This window comes from Klebsiella sp. SYXHC3 (genome assembly GCF_057196925.1).
The window spans coordinates 107979-132395 of the sequence record NZ_JBXUNG010000011.1 but is presented as its reverse complement, the minus strand read 5'-3'; the positions used below and the strand labels follow the sequence as shown (position 1 = coordinate 132395).

The following is a 24417-nucleotide window of genomic DNA, read 5'->3' as shown; positions in this document are numbered from 1 at the left end:
GGGTTAGGGTGAGGGGAAAAATTACAGCGCCTGAATACGCTCCAGCGACGGCGCGAAGTAATAACCGCCAGTCACCGGTTTAGTGAAGCGCAGCATGGCATCGCGCTTACCGTCGGTATCGCCGAACATACTCAGCAACTGCTGCTCAATGTTATACAGGCGCGCGCAGTAGGCGCAGAAGTACAGGCCGTTAGTGCCGCTGGCGGTACCGTATGGCAGGCTCTGGCGGACGATTTTCAGCCCTTTGCCATCTTCTTTTAAGTCCACGCGGCTCAGGTGCGAAGTAATCGGGCGCTCGTCGCCATCGATCTCTTCATTGGCTTCTTTGGTACGGCCAATCATCATCTCCTGATCCGGCACGCTCATGCGGTTCAGCTGCTTAAGATTGTGCTCCCAGCGTTGCACGAATACGTAGCTGCCGCCCGCGTCAACGCCGTCTTTAATCACCGCGACTTCACGGCGGGTTTCTTCGCCTGCCGGGTTTTCGGTGCCGTCGACAAAGCCGCTCAGATCGCGTTCTTCCACCCAGCGGAAACCGTGAATTTCTTCTTTCACTTCAATGGCGTCGCCGAAAGCGGCCACCGCCGCCTGGGCGACGGAAAAGTTCACTTCATGACGGGCGGATAAAATATGAATCAACACGTCATACTGCGTGGATGGCGCCAGCCCTTTGCCGTAAACCGGAAAATCTTTTAACTCTTCCGCGCCTTCACCACCGCTCAGCTGACGCCAGACGGTATTGCCGAAAGCGACCACCGCGCCGAGTTTGGCGTCAGGGAATTTAGCCTGGAAGGTGGCCACGTTATCGACAAAAATTTTGCTCGCTTCGCGCAGGGCGTTAACGTCCCCTTTTACATTGGCTTCAATCCAAATCGCCGCGCGGCAATGTTCCGGCAAAATGCCGCTCTGAACCTGAGACATCGCTCCTCCTGAAATGATGCAACCACAACGCTATGACGTTGCTAACGCGCCATTGTAACCGTTTTTATCCGCCCACGTGTCTCTTCAGATCAAATTAGCGACGCCAGATAATTTTGCTGACTTTCCAGTTCTTCAGGGTATCGTCGGACGGCATCAGCTCGTCCGGACCGCTCCAGTGGCCGGTAAAGGCGTAGCTGATGTGCTGGCTGCCAGGCGCTTTACATTCCACCACCGCGCCGTTGTCGGGAACGCCTTTCTCGCAGTTGCCGAACGCTTTGCCGTACAGCTCGCTAAACGGGGTACCGATTTTCACGCCGCTGGCGGCGGGAATCGCGCTATCGCGCACATCAATGCGGCTCACCGTACCGCCATCGCCGTTGATAGTCAGCGCCAGCTTGTCATCCTTTAGCGCTTCAAAATAGTGAACGATTTTGCCATCCGCGGTTTTCATTCCGCTGCGCAGACGGTAGCTGCCGCCGAGGGCATCGCTAATTGCCTGTTCATTGAGCGGCGTCGACGCCGTCAGTTTACCCACGCCCTGCTCGGTGACCTCGTTGGAGGAACCAAACCAGTTCCATGGATAGGCAGCCGACCAGTTCACCGCGCTCATCGTTGAGCAGCCGGTTAGCGCCAGCGGAAGCGCGCAAAGCATTAGACGTAGCGATTTCATAACTCAATCCTTTCTGATTCATTCAACGCATGTTGGAGTGCGCGATCGGCAAAAAGTGCCATTAAAGCGCTTCAAGGCGAAAACAGGCGTGCAACCTGCGGCTGGTTATCAGCCACCATAGCGCATAAATATCGGCCGCCAGCAGGGCGATGGTCAGCATGGAAGGCGCCTCGCCGGTGAACCACAGCCACGGCTGCCAGGCCAGCAATAGCGCCTGTGAAGCAATTAGCAGCCAGCGCATCAGCGGCCAGAGACGCGGGAAACGCTGACGCTGACCGCTAAGCAGAAATGCCGCGACCGCCGGTACGCCGGGCAGCAAACCCAGCCAGAAGTTATCGTGATCGGGATAGAACAGGCTCAGCAGCGCATCCCCCTGCTGGCGGGAGGCGCCGGCCATGACGAACAGCACCCAGGTGCGCGCCTGCAGCAACAGCACACCCCAAAACAACAGCGGCAGCCGTAAACGACCCTGGGTATCATAATCGGCAGGAATAAATTCAGTATTCTTCATCTTCAATCAGGCGTTTACCCAGGGTGAGTACATCCGAGTGCTCGTAACCGAGACGCTCGTACATCCCCTGCACCACATCGTTATCGTCACGCACCATAATTGAAATTTTCGGGCAACCGCGGGCGATCAGCTTCTTTTCCAGCCGATTGAGCAGCGCATTAGCGATACCGCGGCCGCGGTATTCCGGATGTACGCCAAGATAGTAAGCGGAGCCGCGGTGGCCGTCGTAACCGCCCATCACCGTCCCCACCACTTCACCGTTCACTTCAGCGACCAGAAACAAGCTCACGTCGTGGTTGAGCTTACGCTCGATATCCATTTCCGGATCGTTCCATGGGCGCAGAAGATCGCAGCGCTCCCAAAGGGTGATCACTTCTTCGAAATCCTGCTGGCGAAAAACGCGAATCTCCATGGTATTCCCCACCATTTACGGTTAAAAACAGTGATTATGGCGCGAATATGACTGATAGCCAATATCAGGCGAAATCATCAGCAAAAAATGGCATAATATCGCTTTGTCATGTATTGAAATGAAAAGTAAAACAATTCTTATTTTGAGTGGTCGTAACGGGAAACGCGATACGATATAACATTGGACATCACTTGTTTACAATTCAGGCCGAATGAGCACTTTTAAACCATTAAAAATACTTGCTTCGCGCCGTCAGGTGCTGAAAGCAGGACTGGCTGCGATGACGCTAACCGGCGTCGCTTCCCAAGCCACTGCCAAAGAGCAGCCGCTAAAAACTTCCAATGGACACAGCAAACCCGTCGCAAAGAAAGCAGGCAGCAGGCGTCTGGTGATGCTTGACCCCGGTCATGGCGGCATCGATACGGGGGCAATTGGCCACAACGGTTCGAAAGAAAAACACGTCGTGCTGGCCATTGCTAAAAATGTGCGCAGCATTTTACGCAGCAACGGCATCGATGCCCGTCTGACGCGTAGCGGCGATACCTTTATTCCGCTGTACGATCGCGTTGAGATCGCCCACCAGCACGGCGCCGATCTGTTTATGTCGATTCACGCCGACGGCTTTACCAACCCGAGTGCGGCCGGCGCCTCCGTCTTTGCGCTCTCCAACCGCGGCGCCAGTAGCGCCATGGCGAAATATCTCTCCGAGCGCGAAAACCGCGCCGATGAGGTCGCCGGTAAAAAAGCGACGGATAAGGACCATCTGCTGCAGCAGGTATTGTTCGATTTGGTGCAAACCGACACCATTAAGAACAGCCTGACGCTCGGCTCGCATATTCTGAAAAAGATTAAGCCGGTGCATAAACTGCACAGCCGCAATACAGAGCAGGCGGCCTTTGTGGTGCTGAAGTCCCCTTCGATTCCCTCGGTGCTGGTCGAAACGTCGTTCATTACCAACCCAAATGAAGAGAAGCTACTCGGCACAACCGCTTTCCGCCAGAAGATTGCTAACGCTATCGCTTCCGGCATTATTAGTTATTTCCACTGGTTCGATAACCAGAAAGCGCATTCGAAGAGACGTTAATGAAACCCGATGTACAGCAGGTCAAAGCCTTCCTTCTTCAGCTGCAGGATGCCATTTGCGCCAAACTCTCCGCCGTTGACGGCAAGGATTTTGTTGAAGATAGCTGGCAGCGCGAAGGCGGCGGCGGCGGACGCAGCCGGGTTTTACGCGACGGCGGCATCTTTGAGCAGGCCGGGGTTAACTTTTCTCACGTCCACGGCGATGCGATGCCCGCCTCGGCTACCGCCCACCGCCCGGAACTGGCCGGGCGCAGCTTTGAAGCAATGGGGGTTTCGCTGGTGGTGCATCCGCGCAACCCCTATGTGCCGACCAGCCACGCTAACGTTCGCTTTTTTATTGCCGAGAAGCCCGGCGCCGACCCGGTGTGGTGGTTCGGCGGCGGGTTTGATCTAACGCCTTATTATGGGTTTGAAGAAGACGCCATTCACTGGCATCGTACTGCCCGCGATTTATGCCTGCCGTACGGCGACGAGGTCTATCCGCGCTACAAAAAGTGGTGCGATGATTACTTCTTCCTTAAGCACCGCAACGAACAGCGCGGCATTGGCGGTCTGTTCTTTGATGATTTAAATACCCCGGACTTCGACCACTGCTTCGCCTTTATGCAGGCAGTGGGCAACGGCTTTACCGACGCTTACCTGCCGATCGTTGAGCGTCGAAAAACCACGCCTTACGGTGAGCGCGAACGCGATTTCCAGCTTTATCGCCGCGGGCGTTATGTGGAATTCAATCTGGTGTGGGATCGCGGCACGCTGTTCGGCCTGCAGACCGGCGGTCGTACGGAGTCTATTCTGATGTCGATGCCGCCGCTGGTGCGCTGGGAGTATGACTACCATCCGCAAGAAGGCAGCCCGGAAGCCGCATTGAGCGAGTTTATTAAAGTCAAAGAGTGGATCTGATTTAGGTCTCCTGAGACAAAAAAGCCCCGGATTACCGGGGCTTACTTTTTTATTGTGCTTACAGCGGCTGGGTCTGCGCTTCCACGACCGCCAGCGCCACCATGTTGACGATACGGCGCACGGAGGCGATAGGCGTGAGAATATGCACCGGCTTAGCGATACCCATCAGTACCGGCCCGACGGTTACCCCTTCCGAACTGGAGACGCGCAGCAGGTTGTAGCTGATACGCGCGGCTTCCATATTCGGCATCACCAGAATATTAGCCGCCCCTTTCAGCGGGCTATCCGGCATACGATCGTTGCGGATGCTCTCCACCAGCGCGGCGTCGCCGTGCATTTCGCCGTCAATCATCAGATCCGGCGCGCTCGCTTTCACCAATTCCAGCGTTTTGCGCATTTTGCTGGCAGACGGGCAATCAGCTGAACCGAAGTTAGAGTGCGACAGCAGCGCGACACGCGGTTCGATACCAAAACGACGCACGCTTTCCGCCGCCATCAGGGTGATCTCCGCCAGCTCTTCCGGCGATGGATCGTGGTTGACATAGGTATCGGCGATAAAGGTGTTTCCGCTTGGCAGCAGCAGCGCGTTCATCGCCCCGGCGGTGCTGACGCCGTCGCGGAAGCCAAACAGCGGCTGAACCACGCGATAGTGCTCATGATAATCTCCGATGGTTCCGCAGATCATCGCATCCGCCTCACCGCGATGAACCATAATCGCGCCAATGACCGAAGTGTTGCTAATGACCGCCCGCTGCGCCTGCTCCTGGGTAATGCCGCGGCGCTTCATCAACTGGTAGTACTCGCTCCAGTACTCTTTGAAGCGCGGATCGGATTCATTATTGACGATTTCGAAGTCCACGCCCGCTTTAATCTGCAGGCCCAGTTTCTGGATGCGCATTTCAATCACGCTCGGGCGACCGATGAGGATTGGCTTCGCCAGCCCCAGAGAAACCAGCTCCTGCGTGGCGTGCAGCACGCGAGTCTCCTCGCCTTCCGCCAGCACCACGCGCTTCGGCTCTTTGCGCGCCTGGGAGAAGATCGGCTTCATAAACAGGTTAGTTTTATAAACGAACTCGCTCAGCTTCTCGATGTAGGCATCGAAGTCGGCAATTGGCCGCGTCGCCACGCCGGATTCCATCGCCGCTTTAGCGACCGCTGGGGCGATCTTGACGATCAGACGCGGATCGAACGGTTTCGGAATAATGTACTCCGGGCCAAAGCTGAGATCCTGGTCGCCATAGGCGGAAGCCACGACTTCGCTCTGTTCGGCATGCGCCAGCTCGGCGATAGCATGAACCGCCGCCAGCTTCATCTCTTCGTTTATCGCCGTCGCGCCAACATCCAGCGCGCCGCGGAAAATGAACGGGAAGCACAGCACGTTGTTGACCTGGTTTGGATAGTCGGAACGGCCGGTACAAATAATCACGTCGTCGCGCACTTCCTTCGCCAGCGGCGGCAGGATTTCCGGCTCCGGGTTCGCCAGAGCGAGGATCAGCGGCGAGCGCGCCATTTTCTTGACCATCTCCGGGGTCAGAACTTTCGGCCCGGAGCAGCCGAGGAAAATGTCCGCGCCATCAATGACATCGTCGAGGGTACGTTTCCCGTCGTCTTCCACCGCGTAGGCCGCTTTGGTTTCCGCCATGTTGGCTTCACGGTCTTTATAGATAACGCCTTTCGAGTCGCAGACCACGATATTGTGTTTCTGCATTCCCAGCGCCACCAGCAGGTTCATACAGGCGATTGCCGCCGCTCCCGCGCCGGAGACCACCATCCGCACATCGGAGAGATTCTTCTCGACCACCCGCAGACCGTTGAGGATCGCCGCAGTGCTGATAATCGCCGTGCCGTGCTGATCGTCGTGGAACACCGGAATATTCATGCGCTCACGCAGTTTCTGCTCAATGTAGAAACATTCCGGCGCTTTAATATCTTCGAGGTTGATGCCGCCAAACGTCGGCTCCAGGGCGGCAACGACATTAATGAATTTGTCAGGATCCAGCTCATCAACTTCAATATCGAACACATCGATACCGGCGAACTTTTTAAACAGAACGCCCTTTCCTTCCATTACCGGTTTTCCGGCCAGCGCGCCGATATTGCCTAAACCGAGGACGGCGGTACCGTTGGAGACCACCGCCACAAGGTTGCCGCGAGCGGTGTATTTGTAAGCGGCCAAAGGATCCTTCTCAATTTCCAGGCACGGCGCGGCAACGCCCGGCGAATATGCCAGCGCCAGATCGCGTTGGGTCGCCAGGGGCTTAGTCGGCGACACCTGAATTTTCCCGGGCACCGGGAACTCGTGGAAATCGAGGGCGCTTTGTTTCAACTGCTCATCCATTTTATGGTTCCTTTCACGTATCGAATCGTAGGGGGTGAAGCGTGATGGCGAGCCGTCGGCCCGCCTTAAGGCGAGGCTTAGTATCGCGCCTGACGGCGGTTTAAACTTTGAAGGCCGCCATACTCTTGCCATCACAAAGGTCTGGTTGTTATCAATTTATAATATTTATGTAACCTAGTTTCACGGTCAATGATAGCCCCGTCTGCTATGCTTTTTAGTTATGTACCTCATCACGACCTCTACCGCATAACGACAAGAACTCATGCAACTTATTGTTCCAGGAGTACTTTTTAATGAACCAGCTAGACAGTATCAAACAATTCACCACCGTAGTCGCCGACAGCGGCGACATTGAATCTATCCGCCACTATCAGCCTGAAGATGCCACCACCAACCCTTCGCTGCTCTTAAAGGCTGCCGGACTGGATAACTACGCCGGGCTTATCGATGATGCCCTCGCCTGGGCTGCAAAACAGGGCGGCAACCGCGAGACGCAGGTCGCCAATGCCTGCGATAAACTGGCGGTCAATTTTGGTGCGGAAATACTCAAAAGCATCCCAGGGCGCGTCTCCACCGAAGTCGATGCCCGTCTCTCCTTCAATCGTGAAAAAAGTATCGAGAAAGCGCGCCATCTGGTCGCTCTCTATCAGGAAATGGGGATCGATAAGTCGCGGATCCTGATCAAACTAGCCTCCACCTGGGAAGGGATCCGCGCCGCGGAGGTGCTGGAAAAAGAAGGGATTCACTGCAACCTGACGCTGCTGTTCTCTTTCGCCCAGGCTCGCGCCTGCGCTGAAGCCGGCGTGTTTCTGATTTCGCCCTTCGTCGGGCGTATTTACGATTGGTATCAGGCTCGTCAGCCGTTAGATCCTTACGTGGTTGATGAAGACCCGGGAGTGAAATCGGTGCGCAATATCTACGACTATTTCAAACTCCATAAGTACAACACCATCGTGATGGGCGCCAGCTTCCGCCGCACCGAACAAATCCTCGCGTTGGTTGGCTGCGACCGCCTCACCATCTCCCCGGCCTTGTTACAAGAGCTGCAGGCCAGCGACGCGCCGGTAATACGCAAACTCATCCCCGCTCATCAGATACTGCCACGCCCGGTTCCGATGAGCGAAGCGGAATTCCGCTGGGAGCATAACCAGGATCCGATGGCGGTAGAAAAACTGGCGGAAGGTATTCGCCAGTTCGCCGTCGATCAACGCAAACTGGAAGATCTGCTAGCAGCAAAACTGTCATCCTTTGTCACGGAGTAAACGACTATGTCCCGAAGAGAGCTTGCTAACGCCATTCGCGCCCTGAGCATGGACGCCGTCCAGAAAGCCAATTCCGGCCACCCCGGCGCTCCGATGGGGATGGCGGATATCGCCGAAGTGCTGTGGAACGATTTTCTCAAGCACAACCCGACAAACCCGCACTGGTACGATCGCGATCGTTTCATTTTGTCTAACGGCCATGCTTCGATGCTGCTGTATAGCCTGCTGCATTTGACCGGCTACGATCTGCCGATGAATGAGCTGAAAAACTTCCGCCAGCTGCATTCGAAAACGCCGGGTCACCCGGAACATGGTTATACCCCCGGCGTGGAAACCACCACCGGGCCGCTCGGCCAGGGGCTGGCTAACGCCGTCGGGATGGCTATCGCCGAACGTACGCTGGCGGCGCAGTTTAACCGTCCCGGCCACGACATCGTCGATCACTACACCTGGGTGTTTATGGGCGATGGCTGTCTGATGGAGGGGATTTCTCACGAGGCCAGTTCGCTGGCGGGCACCCTGGGATTAGGCAAGCTGATCGGGTTCTACGATCACAACGGTATCTCTATTGACGGCCACGTTGAAGGCTGGTTCACCGACGATACCGCCGAGCGCTTTCGCGCCTACCACTGGCACGTGATTGGCGATATCGACGGTCACGACCCCCAGGCGGTGAAGCAGGCAATCCAGGAAGCGCAGGCGGTAACAGACAAACCCTCGCTGATTATTTGCCGCACCATAATCGGCTTTGGTTCACCGAATAAAGCCGGTTCCGAAGAGTCGCACGGCGCGGCATTGGGGGAAAAAGAGGTCGCGCTGGCCCGCGAACAGCTGGGCTGGAAATACCCGCCGTTTGAAATCCCAAAAGAAATTTATCAGGGCTGGGATGCGCGGCCGCGCGGCGAGAAAGCAGAACATGCGTGGAATGAAAAATTCGCCGCTTACCAGCAGCAATATCCAGAACTGGCGGCAGAGCTCAAACGGCGCATGGAAGGCGAGCTCCCGGCTAACTGGCAAAAAACGGCCCATGATTATGTGGCGAAGCTACAGTCGGAACCGGCGAAAATAGCCAGCCGTAAGGCTTCGCAAAATGCGCTTAACGCCTACGGCCCGGATTTGCCTGAGCTGCTCGGCGGTTCCGCCGACCTGGCGCCCAGTAACCTGACGATCTGGTCCGGCTCGAAGTCGATCAAAGAGGATCAGGCGGGTAATTATATCCACTACGGCGTACGCGAATTCGGTATGACCGCGGTAGCTAACGGCATCGCCCTGCACGGCGGTTTTATTCCCTATACCTCGACTTTCCTGATGTTCGTCGAATACGCGCGTAACGCCGCACGCATGGCGGCGCTGATGAAGGCGCATCAGATTATGGTCTATACCCATGATTCAATCGGCCTTGGCGAAGATGGCCCAACGCACCAGGCGGTAGAGCAGCTGGCAAGCCTGCGGCTGACGCCCAATTTTAGTACCTGGCGGCCGTGCGATCAGGTGGAAACCGCCGTCGCCTGGCAGGCGGCCATCGAACGCAATGACGGCCCTACCGCGCTAATCCTTTCGCGACAGAATCTGGCGCAAATGGCCCGTACGCCGGAACAGGTACAGGAAATTGCTCGCGGCGGTTACGTTCTGAAGGATGCGGGCGGCAAGCCGGATCTCATCCTGATCGCCACCGGTTCAGAAGTCGAGATCGCCGTTCAGGCGGCGGAGACGCTGCTGGCCAGCGGCATAAACGTGCGGGTGGTGTCGCTGCCTTCCACCGACGTTTTCGATGCTCAGGATGAGGCCTGGCGCGAGTCGGTGCTGCCTTCCGATGTTAGCGCCCGCGTCGCTATCGAAGCCGGTATCGCCGACTACTGGTATAAATATGTCGGCCTGAAAGGCGCAATTGTTGGTATGACCCGCTACGGGGAATCGGCGCCCGCCGACAAGCTATTCCCGTTCTTCGGCTTTACCGCTGAACATATTGTCGAAGTCAGCCGTAAGGTGCTTAACGGGTGATCCATAGTGTGGGCCAGGCGTCTGGCCCCTGCCAGTTATCACACTGCGGTTGCTGAGCGTAGCGGGTCAAATTGAACCGCTGGCCGTCATAACGCCAGCGGGTTTGGATCCCGCAATCGCCCGGCGCGCGGCCTTTATCGAAGGTCACCAGTTCATGACGCTGCTCGTCAAAGCTGGCGTTAATCAACTCAATATCGCGCGGCGCATTGCCGGGCGGCTGGAAAGGCAGCGCCAGGCGCACCTGGCGGGCAAGATGCGGCGTTTTGCGCGACACCAGCCACGCCAGCCAAACGGTATTGTAGGCGCCCGCTTCGCAACTGGTCATCAGCAGAACTTTCTCATCGGTCAGCGCGGTGACGCGGATTTCCCGGCGGAAAGGATCGAGCGAACAGGGGCTGGCGTTCATCCGCTCATTGCCGTAATCGATAAGCTCATTAAGTTCGTCGCGGCTGAGGGGTGACTGCGCCACCTCCGCTTTGCCTACGGTGCGCAACGCCGGCGCTGGCGGTACGCTGAGCGGTGGTTCTTCACCTTTGCCGACCCACGCGGTTTCGCTGCCGACCCGCTTTTGCCGATTATCAATAAATAGCAGCGCGGCCTTCAGGCCCTTCAATGAAATGCTTTGCAGACCGTTTTGCAGGGTAATCTCTTTCCCCTCCTGGGCCTGCTGCAGGAAAGCGTCGATACTGACGCTATCACCGGTTTTAATCAGCTTATCGGCAATCTGCCAATGTTTACCGTCAAAATGCAGCGGTTTTCCATCTAGCTGCAGCCGCGGGCCGATGGCCGCCAGCGCGGCAACCGGATTACCGACGCCGCCAAGTTCGATGCGTAAAGCGGCATCGGTGGCTGCCCCCGCGCTGCGGCTTAACGTCATCACCAATCCATGATGCAGCCCGACATTACGCGTGACGCAATAATTTTGATTGTTGCAGGTGACAAGCCAGTCTCCAAACAACTGCTGGGCTGGCGCCGCCCACGCCAACGACGTCGGCAGAAAACCGAAAAAAAGCAGCATTAAAACCCGATAAAACATGAGCGGCACAATCCCGAAGTATGACTGACAGAGTGATTTCTAATTCATCATTATCATCAGCACTGGCGGGGTTTTGCTCAATCAGATTTATCAGAGATCCCGCGACATCAGGCCGGAATTTTGTAGGTATTGCAGCAGAATCACCGCTTTGCCATCCTGAATTTCACCGCTGGCGATCATCTCCAGCGCCCGGACGAACGGCAGTTCCAGCACCTCAATATCTTCATCATCCACGCCGCCGCCCCGGTTAGCGCGCTGCGCTTCGCTGTATTCGGCGATAAAAAAGTGAATCAGTTCGGTCACGCCGCCGGGCGACATATAGAGTTCGAAGACCTTGCGCGCCTCGCCGACCTGATAGCCGGTCTCCTCAATCGCCTCCTTGCGGATGCATACCTCTGGCGCGTCGTTATCCAGCAGTCCGGCGCAGGTTTCAATCAGCATGCCATCCGGGTTGCCGTTAACCCAGGTGGCGACGCGGAACTGACGCACCAGTACCACGCTCTGCTTGTTGGGGTTGTAAAGCAGAACCGTGGCGCCGTTGCCGCGATCGTACACTTCGCGTTTGTGACGCACGACGCTGCCGTCGCGGCGCGTCAACTCATAGGTCATGTTGCGCAGCAGAAAGTAGTTTTCGGAGAGGATTTTATCTTTAATGACGTGAATATTAAGTGACATGCAAACTCCGCAGCGTGAAATAACCCAGTCATACTACGCCGCGGAGCCTGCTTTGTCGTTAGTGCGGCAGTGCGGAAGCGACACCAAGATAGTCCATGATCCCCTGCGCGGCATGCCGCCCTTCCGCCATCGCCGTCACCACCAAATCCGCGCCGCGTACCGCGTCGCCGCCGGCAAAGATCTTCTGATTACTGGTCTGGTAACGATAGAGGCTCTCCACGTTCGCCTTGATCCGCCCGCGACTGTCCAACTGTACCCCTGCGACTTCCAGCCACGGCATCGAATGCGGGTGGAAACCAAACGCCATAATGACCGCATCGGCAGGCATCACAAATTCGCTGCCGGGGATCGGCGACGGACTGCGGCGGCCCTGAGGGTCCGGTTCGCCAAGCCGGGTACGCAGAAAGCGCACGCCGCTGACCCGGCCGTCCTCGCCGAGCTCAAGGGTGATCGGCTGAACATTGAATTCAAAGCTCGCCCCCTCTTCGCGGGCGTTTTTGACCTCTTTTTTCGACCCCGGCATGTTAGCTTCATCCCGACGATAGGCGCAGGTGACCCGTTGCGCGCCGTGGCGCAGCGCGGTACGCACGCAGTCCATCGCCGTATCGCCGCCCCCCAGCACGACAACATTCAGCCCGGCGGTATCGATATAAGGTTCATCGGCCAGCGCTTCCAGCCCCATCACTTGTTTAGTGTTGGCGATAAGGAACGGCAGCGCTTCATACACGCCCGGCGCCTCCTCATTGGGCAGATCGGCTTTCATCGAGCGATAGGTACCGGCGCCGACGAAAACCGCGTCATAGTCTGCAAGCAGTTGAGCGAGTTCGATGTCTTTGCCCACCTCGCAGTTCAGTTCAAAGCGGATGCCCATTTGGCTGAAAATCTCGCGCCGACGGGCCAGCAATGATTTATCCAGCTTGAAAGGCGGAATACCGAAAGTCAGCAAGCCACCGATTTCCGGGTGGCGATCGAACACCACCGGCGCCACGCCGCTACGCGCCAGAAGGTCGGCGCAGGCCAGGCCCGCAGGCCCGGCGCCGATGATGGCAACCTTCTTGCCGCTGGCTTTTACCGCCGAAAGGTTCGGGCGCCAGCCGTCGGCCAGCGCCTGGTCGGATATATAGCGTTCGATGTTGCCGATAGTCACCGAGCCGCTCTCGTCGCGCAGCGTGCAGGCGCCTTCGCACAGGCGATCCTGCGGGCAGACGCGGCCGGTGATTTCCGGCAGACAGTTGGTTTGATGGGAAAGCTCAACGGCGCTGGCGATGTCGCCGGCTTTTACCCGCTCGATCCACTGCGGAATATGGTTATGCAGCGGACAGGTCCACTCGCAGATGCTGCGATCGCCGCATTTCAGACAGCGTTGCGTTTCCCGCCGCGCCTGTTCGGCGCTGAAGGGCAAATAGATTTCGCCAAAGTGCTGTTTACGCGCATCAGCCGCCAGTTTATCCGCCTCGCCGCGCGCGGGCGTGGCCGCCATCTGGCTGGCCTTATCGCCAGAGGTTGACGCTAAAGCGGTCAAAGTACGATGTTGCCACGACGCCGCATCCGCACGCGCTGCCCGCAGGCGCCGCGTTTTCGCCATCTCGCTTAGCGTGGAATCGGTCGCCAGCTGTAATGCCTGCGCCGGACAATTCTGCACGCAGGCCGGCCCTGCTTGGCGCTCATAGCATAAGTCGCACTTGTGCGCCGTTGCCCTGCCGTCTGGCGTGACGACGATTTGCATCACGCCAAAGGGGCAAGCCACCACGCAGGATTTACAGCCAATACATTTTTCTCCATGCACCAATACGCTGTCATCCTGCTGGCTAATAGCGCCATTAGGGCAGCTACGCACGCAGGGCGCGCCTTCACAGTGACGACAGGTTACCGCGTTACGCTGTTTCTGGTTTTTAATAACGGTAATACGCGGCAAAAAGCGCTGTGGGGTCAAGACATGTTGTTCGCCATTATGCGCCATCACGCAGGCCACTTCGCAGCCCCTGCATCCGATGCATTTGCGACTATCGCTCATAATAAAGTGGTTCATACATCCTTCCGGCTTATCGCTAATAACCCCTCATTTAGTATGACTGTTTATTACCTGACATCATGACCGTGGGACAATGGTCATTTGCCCAGAAATCGGCTTTTCTCGCCAGAATCCGGTTTAGATCAAAAATATTGACCTGAATGAAATTTTGTTTCATTTAGCTGAGCAATAATAGGCGGCTTTGACGGAATGACAGAAAAGACGTGATAAGCGCATATAAATTCAGAGAGGAGCGGCAGAGGTTTCTTTACGCTCTCATAAAAGACACATGATAAATTACACTATCTCCTTAATTTCTCCACGATTGCCTGCGGGGTTAACTATAAAGTGTCACAAGCTGCGCAATAACAAAAAATGTATACAATGAGGTCCTGATTCCGATGGCGAATTTCTTTATCGATCGCCCCATCTTTGCCTGGGTTTTGGCTATTCTGTTGGTCCTGACCGGCACGTTGGCAATTTTGTCGCTCCCCGTAGAACAATATCCGGATTTGGCGCCGCCTAACGTCCGGGTGACGGCCAATTATCCCGGCGCCTCCGCGCAGACGCTGGAGAATACCGTGACCCAGGTTATCGAACAGAATATGACCGGCCTCGATAACCTCATGTACATGTCATCGCAGAGTAGCGCCACCGGTCAGGCAACGGTTACCCTGAGCTTTACCGCCGGTACCGACCCGGATGAGGCCGTGCAGCAGGTACAAAACCAGCTGCAATCGGCGATGCGTAAACTGCCGCAGGCGGTACAGAATCAGGGGGTCACGGTGCGCAAAACCGGCGACACCAACATTCTCACTCTTGCGTTTGTCTCTACCGACGGCAGCATGGATAAGCAGGATATTGCCGACTACGTCGCCAGTAACGTGCAGGATCCTCTAAGCCGCGTCAACGGCGTCGGCGATATCGACGCCTACGGTTCGCAGTACTCGATGCGCATCTGGCTCGATCCGGCGAAACTCAACAGCTATCAGATGACGGCGAAAGATGTGACTGACGCCATCGAATCGCAGAACGCGCAGATTGCCGTCGGCCAGTTGGGCGGTACCCCGTCGGTGGATAAACAGGCGCTGAACGCCACCATCAACTCACAATCGCTGCTACAAACGCCACAGCAGTTCCGCGATATTACCCTGCGCGTGAATCAGGATGGTTCGGAAGTCACGCTGGGCGATGTCGCCAGCGTCGAAATGGGCGCTGAAAAATATGATTATCTGAGCCGCTATAATCGTCAGGCCGCTTCGGGACTGGGAATTAAGCTCGCCTCCGGCGCCAACGAAATGGCCACCGCCGAGCGCGTTATCGCCCGTCTTGATGAACTGTCGCAATATTTTCCGCACGGGCTGCAGTATAAAGTCGCCTACGAGACCACCTCTTTTGTAAAAGCCTCGATTACCGATGTAGTAAAAACGCTGCTGGAGGCGATTCTGCTGGTGTTCCTGGTCATGTATTTGTTCTTGCAGAACTTCCGCGCGACCCTGATCCCGACCATCGCCGTGCCGGTGGTATTGATGGGCACCTTCGCGGTGCTTTACGCCTGCGGTTACAGTATTAACACCCTGACGATGTTCGCGACGGTGCTGGCTATCGGCCTGCTGGTCGATGACGCCATCGTCGTGGTCGAAAACGTCGAGCGCATTATGAGCGAGGAAGGGCTCTCGCCGCGCGAAGCGACGCGAAAATCGATGAAGCAGATCCAGGGGGCGCTGGTCGGTATCGCTATGGTGCTATCGGCGGTATTCGTGCCCATGGCCTTCTTCGGCGGCACCACCGGCGCCATTTACCGCCAGTTCTCCATTACCATCGTTTCAGCAATGGTGCTGTCGGTGCTGGTAGCGATGATCCTCACCCCGGCGCTGTGCGCCACGCTGTTAAAACCGATTCACAAAGGCGAAGTACATGGTCAAAAAGGGTTCTTTGGCTGGTTTAACCGCGCCTTCAACCGCAGCGCCAGCCGCTATGAAACTTTCGTAGGCAAAATTCTCCACCGCTCGCTGCGCTGGATTTTGATTTACGTCCTGCTGCTCGGCGGCATGGTGCTGCTGTTCCTGCATCTGCCGACTTCGTTCCTGCCGCTGGAAGACCGCGGTATGTTCACCACCTCGATACAGCTTCCGAGCGGTTCCACCCAACAGCAGACGCTGAAAGTGGTGCAGAAAGCGGAGGATTATTTCCTTAATAACGAGAAGAGTAACGTCGAGTCGGTATTTGCTACCGTCGGCTCCGGCCCCGGCGGCAACGGCCAGAACGTCGCTCGTATGTTTGTCCGCCTGAAAGACTGGGACCAGCGAGACCCGACAACCGGTTCCTCGTTCGCTATCATTGAGCGCGCGACCAAAGCCTTCAATAAAATTAAAGAAGCGCGCGTTTTTGCCAGCAGCCCACCGGCCATCAGCGGCCTTGGCAGCTCCGCGGGCTTCGATATGGAGCTCGAAGACCACGCCGGTAACGGTCACGAGGCGTTGATGTCAGCACGCGACAAGCTGCTGGAGCTGGCGGCGAACAACGACCAGCTCACCCGCGTTCGCCACAACGGTCTGGACGACAGCCCGCAGCTCCAGGTTGATATCGACCAGCGTAAAGCCCAGGCGCTGGGGGTCTCTATTGATGATATTAACGATACGCTGCAGACCGCCTGGGGTTCGAGCTACGTAAACGACTTTATGGATCGCGGACGCGTGAAGAAGGTCTACGTCCAGGCAGCGGCGAAATATCGCATGCTGCCTGACGATATCAATTTGTGGTATGTGCGTAACAGTAGCGGCACCATGGTACCGTTCTCCGCCTTCGCCACCTCGCGTTGGGAAACGGGGTCACCGCGCCTCGAACGTTACAATGGCTACTCAGCGGTCGAGATCGTCGGTGAGGCCGCGCCAGGCGTCAGTACCGGTACCGCCATGACCATCATGGAAGAGTTAGCCAAACAGCTACCGAACGGTTTCGGCCTTGAATGGACGGCGATGTCCTATCAGGAGCGTTTGTCTGGCGCTCAGGCGCCTGCCCTGTACGCCATTTCTCTGCTGGTGGTGTTCCTGTGTCTGGCGGCGCTATATGAAAGCTGGTCGGTACCATTCTCGGTGATGCTGGTGGTGCCGCTGGGGGTTATCGGCGCGCTGCTGGCGACCTGGATGCGCGGCCTGGAAAACGACGTCTACTTCCAGGTTGGTCTGTTGACGGTCATCGGCCTGTCGGCAAAGAACGCCATCCTGATTGTTGAGTTCGCCAACGAGCTGAACCAGAAAGGCGAAGATCTGCTGATCGCCACGCTATCGGCCTGCCGCCAGCGTCTACGCCCGATACTGATGACCTCGCTGGCGTTTATCTTCGGCGTGCTGCCAATGGCCACCAGTACCGGCGCGGGTTCCGGCAGTCAGCATGCGGTCGGTACCGGCGTCATGGGCGGGATGCTCTCCGCCACCGTGCTGGCCATCTTCTTTGTGCCGCTGTTCTTCGTGTTGGTGCGCCGCCGCTTCCCGCTGAAAGAGAGGCCGGAATAAACCTTCAAATAACAGAAAAGGCGACTGTCATAGTCGCCTTTTTCATGGGTCAAACATTGTCTTCAGTACCGACAAAGCCAGATTTTATTTACGCAGCATGTCTTCAATAAAATCTTTCCAGTTCCCCAGTTCATGTTCAATCATAATAGCCTCTCTTATTATTATGGCGATTTTAGATAATTTCCCCGCTCAGGAGAAGTTCGTCCGATCTATCGCTCTAATCGCTTTTCTTGTCGCCGCAAGCCTTGAATACTCTGGCTTGCCGCTACCATAAGCCGGTTCATGTAAATTTAATGTGACACAGAGCAACATTAAGCAACATTTTGTTAATATCAGAATTCCTGTAATTCATTGTCTTAGTCTGCCGTGAAAAAGAACAAATTTTAATCAGACAAGGCTGAAAAGTTATATTTATCCAGCCGATTCACGTATTATTTAACAAAGCTTATATATTCGGAAAAAACTGAGAAACATATTCTTTTAACGTGAAGGTTTAATTATGTTGACCATGTACGGCATCAAAAACTGCGACACCATTAAAAAGGCCCGCCGCTGGCTGGAAGCCCATCAGATTGACTATCGCTTCCATGATTATCGTGTTGACGGACTGGACCGCGAATTGCTGAATACCTTTATTGCCGAATTAGGCTGGGAAGCGCTGCTTAACACCCGCGGCACCACCTGGCGCAAACTCGATGAATCGGTCCGCACTGGGATCGATAATGCCGATGCGGCGGCGGCATTGATGCTGGAAATGCCGGCAATTATCAAACGCCCATTGCTCTGCGCGCCCGGTCAGCCTATGCTGCTGGGCTTTAGCGAAGCAAACTACGAAAAATTTATTAACGAGGTGTAGTCTATGTCTTGCCCGGTCATTGAGCTGGCTCAGCAGCTTATTCGCCGCCCTTCCCTTAGCCCCAATGATGCGGGATGCCAGGCGTTAATGATTGAACGTCTGCGGGCGATCGGTTTTACCGTTGAAGCGATGGACTTCGGCGATACGCAAAATTTCTGGGCCTGGCGTGGACAGGGTGAAACGCTGGCCTTTGCCGGCCATACCGATGTGGTGCCGGCCGGCGACGCCGACCGCTGGATCAACCCGCCGTTTGAACCAACTATTCGCGATGGCATGCTGTTTGGCCGCGGCGCGGCGGATATGAAAGGGTCGTTGGCGGCGATGGTTGTCGCCGCCGAGCGCTTTGTCGCGCAGTATCCGGATCATAAAGGACGCCTGGCGTTTCTCATCACCTCAGATGAAGAAGCCAGCGCCACCCATGGCACGGTAAAAGTGGTCGAAACGCTGATGGCGCGTAACGAGCGCCTTGATTACTGCCTGGTCGGCGAACCTTCAAGTACCGAAGTGGTTGGCGATGTCGTGAAAAATGGCCGTCGCGGTTCACTCACCTGTAACCTGACGATTCATGGAGTCCAGGGCCACGTCGCTTATCCGCACCTCGCCGATAACCCGGTACACCGCGCCGCGCCGATGCTGGCGGAGCTGGTGGCTATCGAATGGGATAAAGGCAATGAGTACTTCCCGCCGACCAGCATGCAAATCGCCAACGTGCAGGCTGGCACCGGCAGTAACAACGTCATCCCTGGCGATATGTTCGTTCAGTTCAACTTCCGTTTCAGCACCGAGTTGACCGACGAGATGATCAAGGCCCGCATCATCGCGCTGCTGGAAAAATATCAGCTGCGCTATACCGTCGAATGGTGGCTTTCCGGCCAGCCATTCCTGACCGGCCGCGGCAATCTTGTCGATGCGGTAGTGAACGCCATTGAGCACTATAATGAAGTAAAACCGCAGTTGCTAACCACCGGCGGTACCTCTGACGGACGCTTTATCGCCCGCATGGGCGCGCAGGTAGTTGAACTGGGTCCGGTGAATGCGACCATTCATAAAATTAATGAATGCGTCAATGCCGCCGACCTGCAGCTGCTGGCGCGGATGTATCAACGCATCATGGAACAACTGGTCGCCTGACGACAATAACGATTACCCTGCAGCGCCGCTGCGGGGTAAAAAGAGGACACAGCATGGAATGGCTTATCAATCACTGGTGGATTCTGGTGTTGGTATTTTTAGTCGGCGTGATGATCAATGTGATTAAAGATCTTAATCGCGTCGACCCGAAAAAATATCTCGATAACAAACCGGATCTGCCGCCGCATCGCGACTTCAATAGCAAGTGGGATGACGACGACGACTGGCCGAACAAAGACCAGCCGAAGAAGTAAACCTGCGCTCCCCGTCATCGCGTAGGCTGGATGCATTCCCGGGTAGCGGCTGACGCCTTACCCGGGCTACGATTTGTACCATTGCGAACTGAAACTGCCGGTGTTGGTGGCCTCAAAATTCCCCGGTGGCGCTGCCGCTTACCGGGGCTACAGCGCTGTGCGATTTGGTAGCCCGGAGAAGGCGCAACGCGCCGCGTCCGGGAAAACCCTTAAAAAAGTTGTAAACCGATAACAGTATCTACCTATACCAGCCGACGTTGTACCGCGGGGCCATTACAGCATTTCGATAATATCGTCATCTTTCGGCGTACCGCCGCTTAGCGCTTCATCAAAATAGTGCTTCGGTACGGTATAACGCAGCCGATCGAGGGCAAACTGCATGCTCCGGTCATCAATGGCATGTCCGAGATCTTCAACGATATCCAGCGTGACATCTCCCCCCAGCTCCTGCAGCCGCTCCTGCGCGGAAACCGCCCACGCCAGATCGATCACCCGATCCTCGCCGCCGTGGATCAGATGCACGGTGGTTTGCGTGGTCGCCGTTTGCGGCAGCGTCGCGTAACGGCCGTTAAAGGCAATCACCCGCGACGCCAGTCCTGGCTCGGCTTTAATACTCTCAAGCGACATAATCGCCCCCTGCGAAAAACCGATCAGCGCCGTCGCCTGTGGGCCCAAACCGCTCTGTTTTTGCCAGTAGCGCACCGTTTCAATAAAGGTCGGCATAATGGCATCGATGCGTTGCTGACGATTCTCTTCCGTCACGCCTTGCACCGAAAACCACTGCCGCGCCGGCGCCGGGCCGCAGGGTTCTGCGCCACCGATACTGACAATGAGCGCATTGGGAAATTGCGGCGCAAACCAGCTACCAATTTGCCCCATCGAAACCGGATTATCGCCAACGCCATGAAACAGCAGCAGCAACTGTTGCGCAGGTGTTGCCGGGCTCTGAACAATAAAGTGATCGTGTTTCATGGTTATCTCCTGATGTCTCAGATAAGCAGGAATCTGGCTCCTGATTGATGCAAGGCAGTTTACGCCGCGCAGAGAATATGACCATGCCATTTAACTGAATGAGTTAGTTAAAAAAATTGCAGCTTCCTGACCCACTCGTCCAGCCGTTGCGCGCGGGCAGGATCGAGGCCTGACAGCGCCGCCGCCGCCTCTTCCCGCAGTCGCCCCAACAGCGCCTTGCGCCCGGATAAACCAAGGTTTGCGCACAGCGCTGCCTCATCGTGCTGCGCTAATCGCGCACGAAGCGCCACTAACGGCAGCGGCGTCACCTGCAGAAGCCGGTTCAGACTCCCAACCGCCGTCAGCAGTGGACGATGCGCAAAGGCAAAACCGGCAATCTCCAGCCAGTCCTCCTCAGTAAGCATAGCTGTTTCATCCGCCGTCACCGGAGCGCGTTCGTCACGCCACTGACTTAGCCAGCGTTCATCCCGCGCCAGCCGTTGATGTTCGCGCCAGGCCAGCTGCTGCCCCGCTTCGCTGAGCGGATAAAGCGCCATCGCCGTATAGCAACCGCTGCTCGCCTCGCGATGCGTGCCCATCCGCACCAGCAGAAAACCGCAGCGCTGCCAGAAGCGCCATAGTTCAGGGGTATAACCAAAGCTGACGGAGAGATAGTCACAGCCGTGCGTCTGCTTGACGGCATGGGCGATTAAACGCTGCCCCAGCCCTTCGCGCTGACGCGCTGGATGTACGGCAATACGGCTGACGCGCCTGCCGGTCAGCGTCGCCGCCAGTGGGCTGCCGCCATGCGCGGCCAATGACTGGGCCACAAGATTGCCGCGCGGGCGGCGATATCCAGCCCAGACGGCACGGCTAAGTTCAGGTTCAAGCCCTCCCTCCTCCACCAGCCACACCGCGCCAGCGACGCCATTCCCGCAGCGAGCCACGGTAAAGTGCTGGCCCGGCGCATCCATCATCCTGCGCAAATCCAGCGGCGACGTGCGGTAATGCGCGCCGGAAAGCAGTTGATAAGCCTCTGATGGGCGCGAGGGTTGTTCGCGCCAGGCACGCTGGCTTAACGTCTCCAGCTGCGGTTCCCCGTGCGGAGCCTGGAGAAACGCCTCATCGTTAAATAATAATAACCGGTCGATAACCGACTCCAGCGGGCAACCCGGCGCCCAGCGAATCGGCGACGACAGATGATACCGCCGTAGCGTTGGGAAACCGGCGCAGAACTTCAATAAGAAGCCGCGACCGGTTCCCTCATAGCCCTGAACCGTCGTCGTTAACAGCGTATGGGGAAAATGCGCCGTCAGCTGGCGCAGCGTCGGCGCGGGGATAGCGGCGGCCTCATCAACCACCAGCCAGTCGGCTTTCGCGTCGCTTGCCAGCAGGGCATCAGGCGCCATAAAGCGCATCTTCTCCCCCGCAAAAGCGGCGATGACCGCTGTCGCGTCGCGCGTCGGCGCGGTGACGATAGCGGAGCCGGCGAGCTGATGGATCAACATTCCCGCCAGCGCGGATTTACCGCGCCCGCGCCCGGCGGTGACGGCGGCAATTTCCGGGGGCGATGACAGTAGTGACGAAAGAATGGCGGCCTGTTCGGCCTGCGGGTAGCCATCGGCAGCGTGCCAGTCTCTGCGCGGCGCGGCCTCCGGCAACCGTAAGCCGTCGCCCTGTCGCCACAGCGCGACCTCAGGATCCGCGCTAAAGAGTTGAAGACAACGATGGACAAAGTTAGGGGTGGCGATCGGTTCAGATGTATCGCTCCAGCGCAGCGAATCGCCATCCGCCTGCTCAGACCAGCGGGCAAAATCCGGCGCCAGGAGCACTAACCAACTGCCGGCGCGGAGCGTACCGCCGAGGGCAGCAAAAGCCGCCACGTCAAAACCGTGACGAGCATCGAAGAAAGCATGCAGGAACTCGCGCCCGAGCAGCGTTTTCAGCGCGCCCGGCGCCACGTAGGGTTCCTGCTGCGGCAACGCGCCGACCCACAGACTATCGCCGCCCAGCCGCTCTCGCAGCTCAACGGCCTGCGCCAGACACCAATGTTCGTCGCCGCTGAGCACCAGCAGGCGACGAATACCCTCGCGCGCCATCTGCGCGGTCAGGTCAAGCAGCGTTTCCATCGGCAAACGTTAGCGAAGCGCGCTGCCGAAGGTATTACACTGCGAAGGATCGCCGCTATCGAAACCGCGTTTGAACCAGGTATAGCGCTGCTGGGAGGTCCCATGGGTGAAGCTGTCCGGCACCACGCGGCCCTGGCTCTGCTCCTGCAGACGATCGTCGCCGATGGCCTCAGCGGCATTGAGCGCCTCTTGCAGATCGCCGGTTTCCATCACATCCTGTTTCTGCATGTTATTGCCCCAGACGCCCGCAAAGCAGTCTGCCTGCAGCTCCATTTTCACCGACAGGCGGTTCACTTCAGTCTGCGAAGCCTGCTGCTGCATCTGACGGACCTTAGGTTCGATGCCGAGCAGCTTCTGCACATGGTGGCCGACTTCGTGCGCAATCACGTAGCCCTGCGCAAAGTCGCCGTCAGCGCCGAGTTTGTTTTTCATCTCGTCATAGAATGACAGGTCGATATAGACCGTGCTGTCCGCCGGGCAGTAGAACGGCCCCATCACCGATTGACCGGTGCCGCAGCCGGTACGGGTCGCGCCGCGATACATCACCAGCTTCGGCTGTACGTATTGCCGCCCCATCTTTTCAAAAATAGGCCCCCAGGTATCTTCGGTAGTGGCCAGAATAACGGAGGTGAACTTCGCCGCTTCATCATCCTTCGGGCTGATCGAACGCTGGGTTGAAGTCTGCTGCTGCGGCATCGGTTCGCCGGTCAGCATGCCGGTTAAATCCACGCCATAGTAACCCGCCACCAGAACGATAATTAGCAGGACGATGCCGCCTTTACCGCTTGGAATACGGAAACCGCCACCGCCGCCGCCCAGCGGCGAACCTGAATCACTACGTCTGTCTTCCACATTGTCGCTTTCACGACGCCCTTGCCAGCGCATAAGCACCTCTATTCCATCATGTTACGAATATGAGAGATCGTAGGCGGTTCAGCGGAGGATTACCACAGGAAACAACGAATAAGAGTGCCGGAAGAGACGATTTCTTCCGGCGCGGAGGGGATTAGTCGAGCTTGACGCCCAGACGGTGGGCCACTTCTTCGTAAGCTTCGATCAGGCCGCCGAGGCTCTGGCGGAAGCGATCTTTGTCCATTTTATCGAGGGTGTTTTTATCCCACAGACGGCTACCGTCCGGAGAGAATTCATCGCCAAGCACCACTTCGCCTTTGAACAGACCGAACTCCAGCTTGAAGTCGACCAGAATCAGACCAGCATCATCAAACAGTTTGCTGAGTACGTCATTCGCTTTGTAGCTGAGCTCCTTCATGCGCGCCAGGTTTTCTTTATTCACCCAGCCGAACGTCTCACAGTAGGATTCGTTGACCATCGGGTCGTGCATGGCGTCGTTTTTCAGGAACAGGTCGAACAACGGCGGAGTCAGTTCGATACCTTCTTCAATACCCAGGCGTTTCACCAGTGAACCTGCCGCGCGGTTACGAATCACGCATTCAACCGGCACCATATCCAGCTTTTTCACCAGGCATTCAGTATCAGAAAGCAGCGCTTCCATTTGGGTCGGGATACCGGCTTCTTCCAGCTTGCTCATAATGAAATGGTTGAATTTGTTATTCACCATACCTTTACGATCGAACTGCTCGATGCGGGCGCCATCCCCTGCTGACGTATCGTTACGGAATTCAAGTACCAGCAGATCCGGGTTTTCTGTGCTGTATACCGTTTTCGCTTTACCACGATACAACTCAGCTTGCTTTTTCATCTTTCACCACTCCAGTGATATTAAGCCAAAAAATTACCTTT

The 24417-nt window shown here is 56.8% G+C and carries 20 protein-coding genes and 1 pseudogene; 8 read left to right on the top strand and 13 right to left on the bottom strand.

Annotation, left to right across the window (positions count from 1 at the left end; genetic code table 11):
- Positions 1-21 precede the first annotated feature (21 nt).
- The 4 genes from AC2CGP_RS21215 to AC2CGP_RS21200 all read right to left on the bottom strand — a co-directional run bounded on the left by AC2CGP_RS21215 (position 22) and on the right by AC2CGP_RS21200 (position 2514).
- Positions 22-921 carry a Dyp-type peroxidase gene (locus AC2CGP_RS21215; protein ID WP_032715067.1) on the bottom strand — a complete coding sequence of 300 codons (900 nt, stop codon included), beginning with the start codon at positions 919-921 and terminating at the stop codon, positions 22-24.
- Positions 922-1015: 94 nt separating this feature from the next.
- Positions 1016-1591 carry an RpoE-regulated lipoprotein gene (locus tag AC2CGP_RS21210; RefSeq protein WP_015703137.1) on the bottom strand — a complete coding sequence of 192 codons (576 nt, stop codon included), beginning with the start codon at positions 1589-1591 and terminating at the stop codon, positions 1016-1018.
- Positions 1592-1652: 61 nt separating this feature from the next.
- Entirely contained in the window at positions 1653-2102 is a 450-nt protein-coding gene (locus AC2CGP_RS21205; RefSeq protein ID WP_015365485.1) for a DUF2919 domain-containing protein, read from the bottom strand.
- Positions 2089-2514 (bottom strand): GNAT family acetyltransferase, encoded by a 426-nt coding sequence (locus tag AC2CGP_RS21200; RefSeq protein ID WP_015365484.1) that lies wholly within the window; start codon positions 2512-2514, stop codon positions 2089-2091. Before AC2CGP_RS21200 ends, AC2CGP_RS21205 begins: the two co-directional genes overlap by 14 nt.
- 211 nt (positions 2515-2725) lie before the next feature.
- Between AC2CGP_RS21200 and amiA the strand changes: the two genes are divergently transcribed.
- A complete protein-coding gene (amiA, locus tag AC2CGP_RS21195) occupies positions 2726-3598 on the top strand; it encodes an N-acetylmuramoyl-L-alanine amidase AmiA (protein ID WP_015365483.1) in 873 nt (290 codons plus the stop codon).
- Entirely contained in the window at positions 3598-4497 is a 900-nt protein-coding gene (gene hemF / locus AC2CGP_RS21190) for an oxygen-dependent coproporphyrinogen oxidase (protein WP_015365482.1), read from the top strand. The genes amiA and hemF overlap by 1 nt, the downstream gene beginning before the upstream one ends.
- Positions 4498-4555: 58 nt before the next feature.
- Here hemF and maeB read toward each other — a convergent pair whose 3' ends face one another.
- On the bottom strand, positions 4556-6835 hold the full coding sequence (maeB, locus tag AC2CGP_RS21185) for an NADP-dependent oxaloacetate-decarboxylating malate dehydrogenase (protein WP_015703139.1): 2280 nt from the start codon (positions 6833-6835) through the stop codon (positions 4556-4558).
- A 293-nt stretch (positions 6836-7128) separates the two neighbouring features.
- On the opposite strand from maeB, the gene tal reads away from it, so the two are divergent.
- Complete coding sequence (gene tal / locus AC2CGP_RS21180; RefSeq protein ID WP_015365479.1) at positions 7129-8097, top strand: transaldolase; 969 nt, start codon at positions 7129-7131, stop codon at positions 8095-8097.
- 6 nt (positions 8098-8103) lie between these two features.
- On the top strand, positions 8104-10098 hold the full coding sequence (gene tkt, locus AC2CGP_RS21175) for a transketolase (RefSeq protein ID WP_116299969.1): 1995 nt from the start codon (positions 8104-8106) through the stop codon (positions 10096-10098).
- Here the strand turns inward: tkt and AC2CGP_RS21170 are convergent.
- The 3 genes and pseudogenes from AC2CGP_RS21170 to aegA all read right to left on the bottom strand — a co-directional run bounded on the left by AC2CGP_RS21170 (position 10088) and on the right by aegA (position 13838).
- Positions 10088-11134 carry a DUF1176 domain-containing protein gene (locus AC2CGP_RS21170; protein ID WP_032708861.1) on the bottom strand — a complete coding sequence of 349 codons (1047 nt, stop codon included), beginning with the start codon at positions 11132-11134 and terminating at the stop codon, positions 10088-10090. The genes tkt and AC2CGP_RS21170 overlap by 11 nt on opposite strands.
- 77 nt (positions 11135-11211) lie before the next feature.
- Positions 11212-11809, bottom strand: a pseudogene (gene nudK / locus AC2CGP_RS21165) (GDP-mannose pyrophosphatase NudK).
- Between the two features lie 58 nt (positions 11810-11867).
- Positions 11868-13838 carry a formate-dependent uric acid utilization protein AegA gene (aegA, locus tag AC2CGP_RS21160; RefSeq protein WP_213759851.1) on the bottom strand — a complete coding sequence of 657 codons (1971 nt, stop codon included), beginning with the start codon at positions 13836-13838 and terminating at the stop codon, positions 11868-11870.
- A gap of 383 nt (positions 13839-14221) precedes the next feature.
- On the opposite strand from aegA, the gene acrD reads away from it, so the two are divergent.
- Positions 14222-17335: a multidrug efflux RND transporter permease AcrD gene (gene acrD / locus AC2CGP_RS21155; RefSeq protein ID WP_020078200.1), complete on the top strand. Its 3114-nt coding sequence runs from the start codon at positions 14222-14224 to the stop codon at positions 17333-17335.
- Between the two features lie 84 nt (positions 17336-17419).
- On the opposite strand, the gene ypfM is transcribed toward acrD, so the two are convergent.
- Positions 17420-17479: a protein YpfM gene (gene ypfM, locus AC2CGP_RS21150; protein ID WP_087867655.1), complete on the bottom strand. Its 60-nt coding sequence runs from the start codon at positions 17477-17479 to the stop codon at positions 17420-17422.
- 355 nt (positions 17480-17834) lie between these two features.
- Between ypfM and AC2CGP_RS21145 the strand changes: the two genes are divergently transcribed.
- From AC2CGP_RS21145 to AC2CGP_RS21135, 3 genes are read left to right on the top strand one after another with little or no spacing between them, the layout of a single operon-like run.
- On the top strand, positions 17835-18191 hold the full coding sequence (locus AC2CGP_RS21145) for an ArsC family reductase (RefSeq protein WP_015703145.1): 357 nt from the start codon (positions 17835-17837) through the stop codon (positions 18189-18191).
- 3 nt (positions 18192-18194) lie between these two features.
- Positions 18195-19322 carry a succinyl-diaminopimelate desuccinylase gene (dapE, locus tag AC2CGP_RS21140; RefSeq protein ID WP_020078199.1) on the top strand — a complete coding sequence of 376 codons (1128 nt, stop codon included), beginning with the start codon at positions 18195-18197 and terminating at the stop codon, positions 19320-19322.
- Between the two features lie 53 nt (positions 19323-19375).
- Positions 19376-19576 carry a YpfN family protein gene (locus AC2CGP_RS21135; protein WP_015365470.1) on the top strand — a complete coding sequence of 67 codons (201 nt, stop codon included), beginning with the start codon at positions 19376-19378 and terminating at the stop codon, positions 19574-19576.
- A 273-nt stretch (positions 19577-19849) separates the two neighbouring features.
- On the opposite strand, the gene ypfH is transcribed toward AC2CGP_RS21135, so the two are convergent.
- The 4 genes from ypfH to purC all read right to left on the bottom strand — a co-directional run bounded on the left by ypfH (position 19850) and on the right by purC (position 24376).
- A complete protein-coding gene (ypfH, locus tag AC2CGP_RS21130; protein WP_020078198.1) occupies positions 19850-20548 on the bottom strand; it encodes an esterase in 699 nt (232 codons plus the stop codon).
- Between the two features lie 107 nt (positions 20549-20655).
- Positions 20656-22656 (bottom strand): tRNA(Met) cytidine acetyltransferase TmcA, encoded by a 2001-nt coding sequence (locus AC2CGP_RS21125; RefSeq protein ID WP_213759850.1) that lies wholly within the window; start codon positions 22654-22656, stop codon positions 20656-20658.
- Positions 22657-22665: 9 nt separating this feature from the next.
- On the bottom strand, positions 22666-23541 hold the full coding sequence (ypfJ, locus tag AC2CGP_RS21120; protein WP_015365467.1) for a KPN_02809 family neutral zinc metallopeptidase: 876 nt from the start codon (positions 23539-23541) through the stop codon (positions 22666-22668).
- Positions 23542-23662: 121 nt separating this feature from the next.
- Complete coding sequence (gene purC / locus AC2CGP_RS21115) at positions 23663-24376, bottom strand: phosphoribosylaminoimidazolesuccinocarboxamide synthase (protein ID WP_015703148.1); 714 nt, start codon at positions 24374-24376, stop codon at positions 23663-23665.
- Between the last annotated feature and the right edge of the window lie 41 nt (positions 24377-24417).

Excerpts from the sequence above, each read along its gene's own strand:
- maeB (WP_015703139.1), bottom strand. The coding sequence starts at position 6,835 with ATGGATGAGCAGTTGAAACAAAGCGCCCTCGATTTCCACGAGTTCCCG.
- dapE (WP_020078199.1), top strand. The coding sequence starts at position 18,195 with ATGTCTTGCCCGGTCATTGAGCTGGCTCAGCAGCTTATTCGCCGCCCT.
- AC2CGP_RS21135 (WP_015365470.1), top strand. The coding sequence starts at position 19,376 with ATGGAATGGCTTATCAATCACTGGTGGATTCTGGTGTTGGTATTTTTA.
- AC2CGP_RS21210 (WP_015703137.1), bottom strand. The coding sequence starts at position 1,591 with ATGAAATCGCTACGTCTAATGCTTTGCGCGCTTCCGCTGGCGCTAACC.
- AC2CGP_RS21200 (WP_015365484.1), bottom strand. The coding sequence starts at position 2,514 with ATGGAGATTCGCGTTTTTCGCCAGCAGGATTTCGAAGAAGTGATCACC.
- AC2CGP_RS21170 (WP_032708861.1), bottom strand. The coding sequence starts at position 11,134 with ATGTTTTATCGGGTTTTAATGCTGCTTTTTTTCGGTTTTCTGCCGACG.
- acrD (WP_020078200.1), top strand. The coding sequence starts at position 14,222 with ATGGCGAATTTCTTTATCGATCGCCCCATCTTTGCCTGGGTTTTGGCT.
- tal (WP_015365479.1), top strand. The coding sequence starts at position 7,129 with ATGAACCAGCTAGACAGTATCAAACAATTCACCACCGTAGTCGCCGAC.
- amiA (WP_015365483.1), top strand. The coding sequence starts at position 2,726 with ATGAGCACTTTTAAACCATTAAAAATACTTGCTTCGCGCCGTCAGGTG.
- tkt (WP_116299969.1), top strand. The coding sequence starts at position 8,104 with ATGTCCCGAAGAGAGCTTGCTAACGCCATTCGCGCCCTGAGCATGGAC.
- AC2CGP_RS21205 (WP_015365485.1), bottom strand. The coding sequence starts at position 2,102 with ATGAAGAATACTGAATTTATTCCTGCCGATTATGATACCCAGGGTCGT.
- purC (WP_015703148.1), bottom strand. The coding sequence starts at position 24,376 with ATGAAAAAGCAAGCTGAGTTGTATCGTGGTAAAGCGAAAACGGTATAC.
- hemF (WP_015365482.1), top strand. The coding sequence starts at position 3,598 with ATGAAACCCGATGTACAGCAGGTCAAAGCCTTCCTTCTTCAGCTGCAG.
- AC2CGP_RS21215 (WP_032715067.1), bottom strand. The coding sequence starts at position 921 with ATGTCTCAGGTTCAGAGCGGCATTTTGCCGGAACATTGCCGCGCGGCG.
- AC2CGP_RS21145 (WP_015703145.1), top strand. The coding sequence starts at position 17,835 with ATGTTGACCATGTACGGCATCAAAAACTGCGACACCATTAAAAAGGCC.
- ypfJ (WP_015365467.1), bottom strand. The coding sequence starts at position 23,541 with ATGCGCTGGCAAGGGCGTCGTGAAAGCGACAATGTGGAAGACAGACGT.
- AC2CGP_RS21125 (WP_213759850.1), bottom strand. The coding sequence starts at position 22,656 with ATGGAAACGCTGCTTGACCTGACCGCGCAGATGGCGCGCGAGGGTATT.
- ypfH (WP_020078198.1), bottom strand. The coding sequence starts at position 20,548 with ATGAAACACGATCACTTTATTGTTCAGAGCCCGGCAACACCTGCGCAA.
- aegA (WP_213759851.1), bottom strand. The coding sequence starts at position 13,838 with ATGAACCACTTTATTATGAGCGATAGTCGCAAATGCATCGGATGCAGG.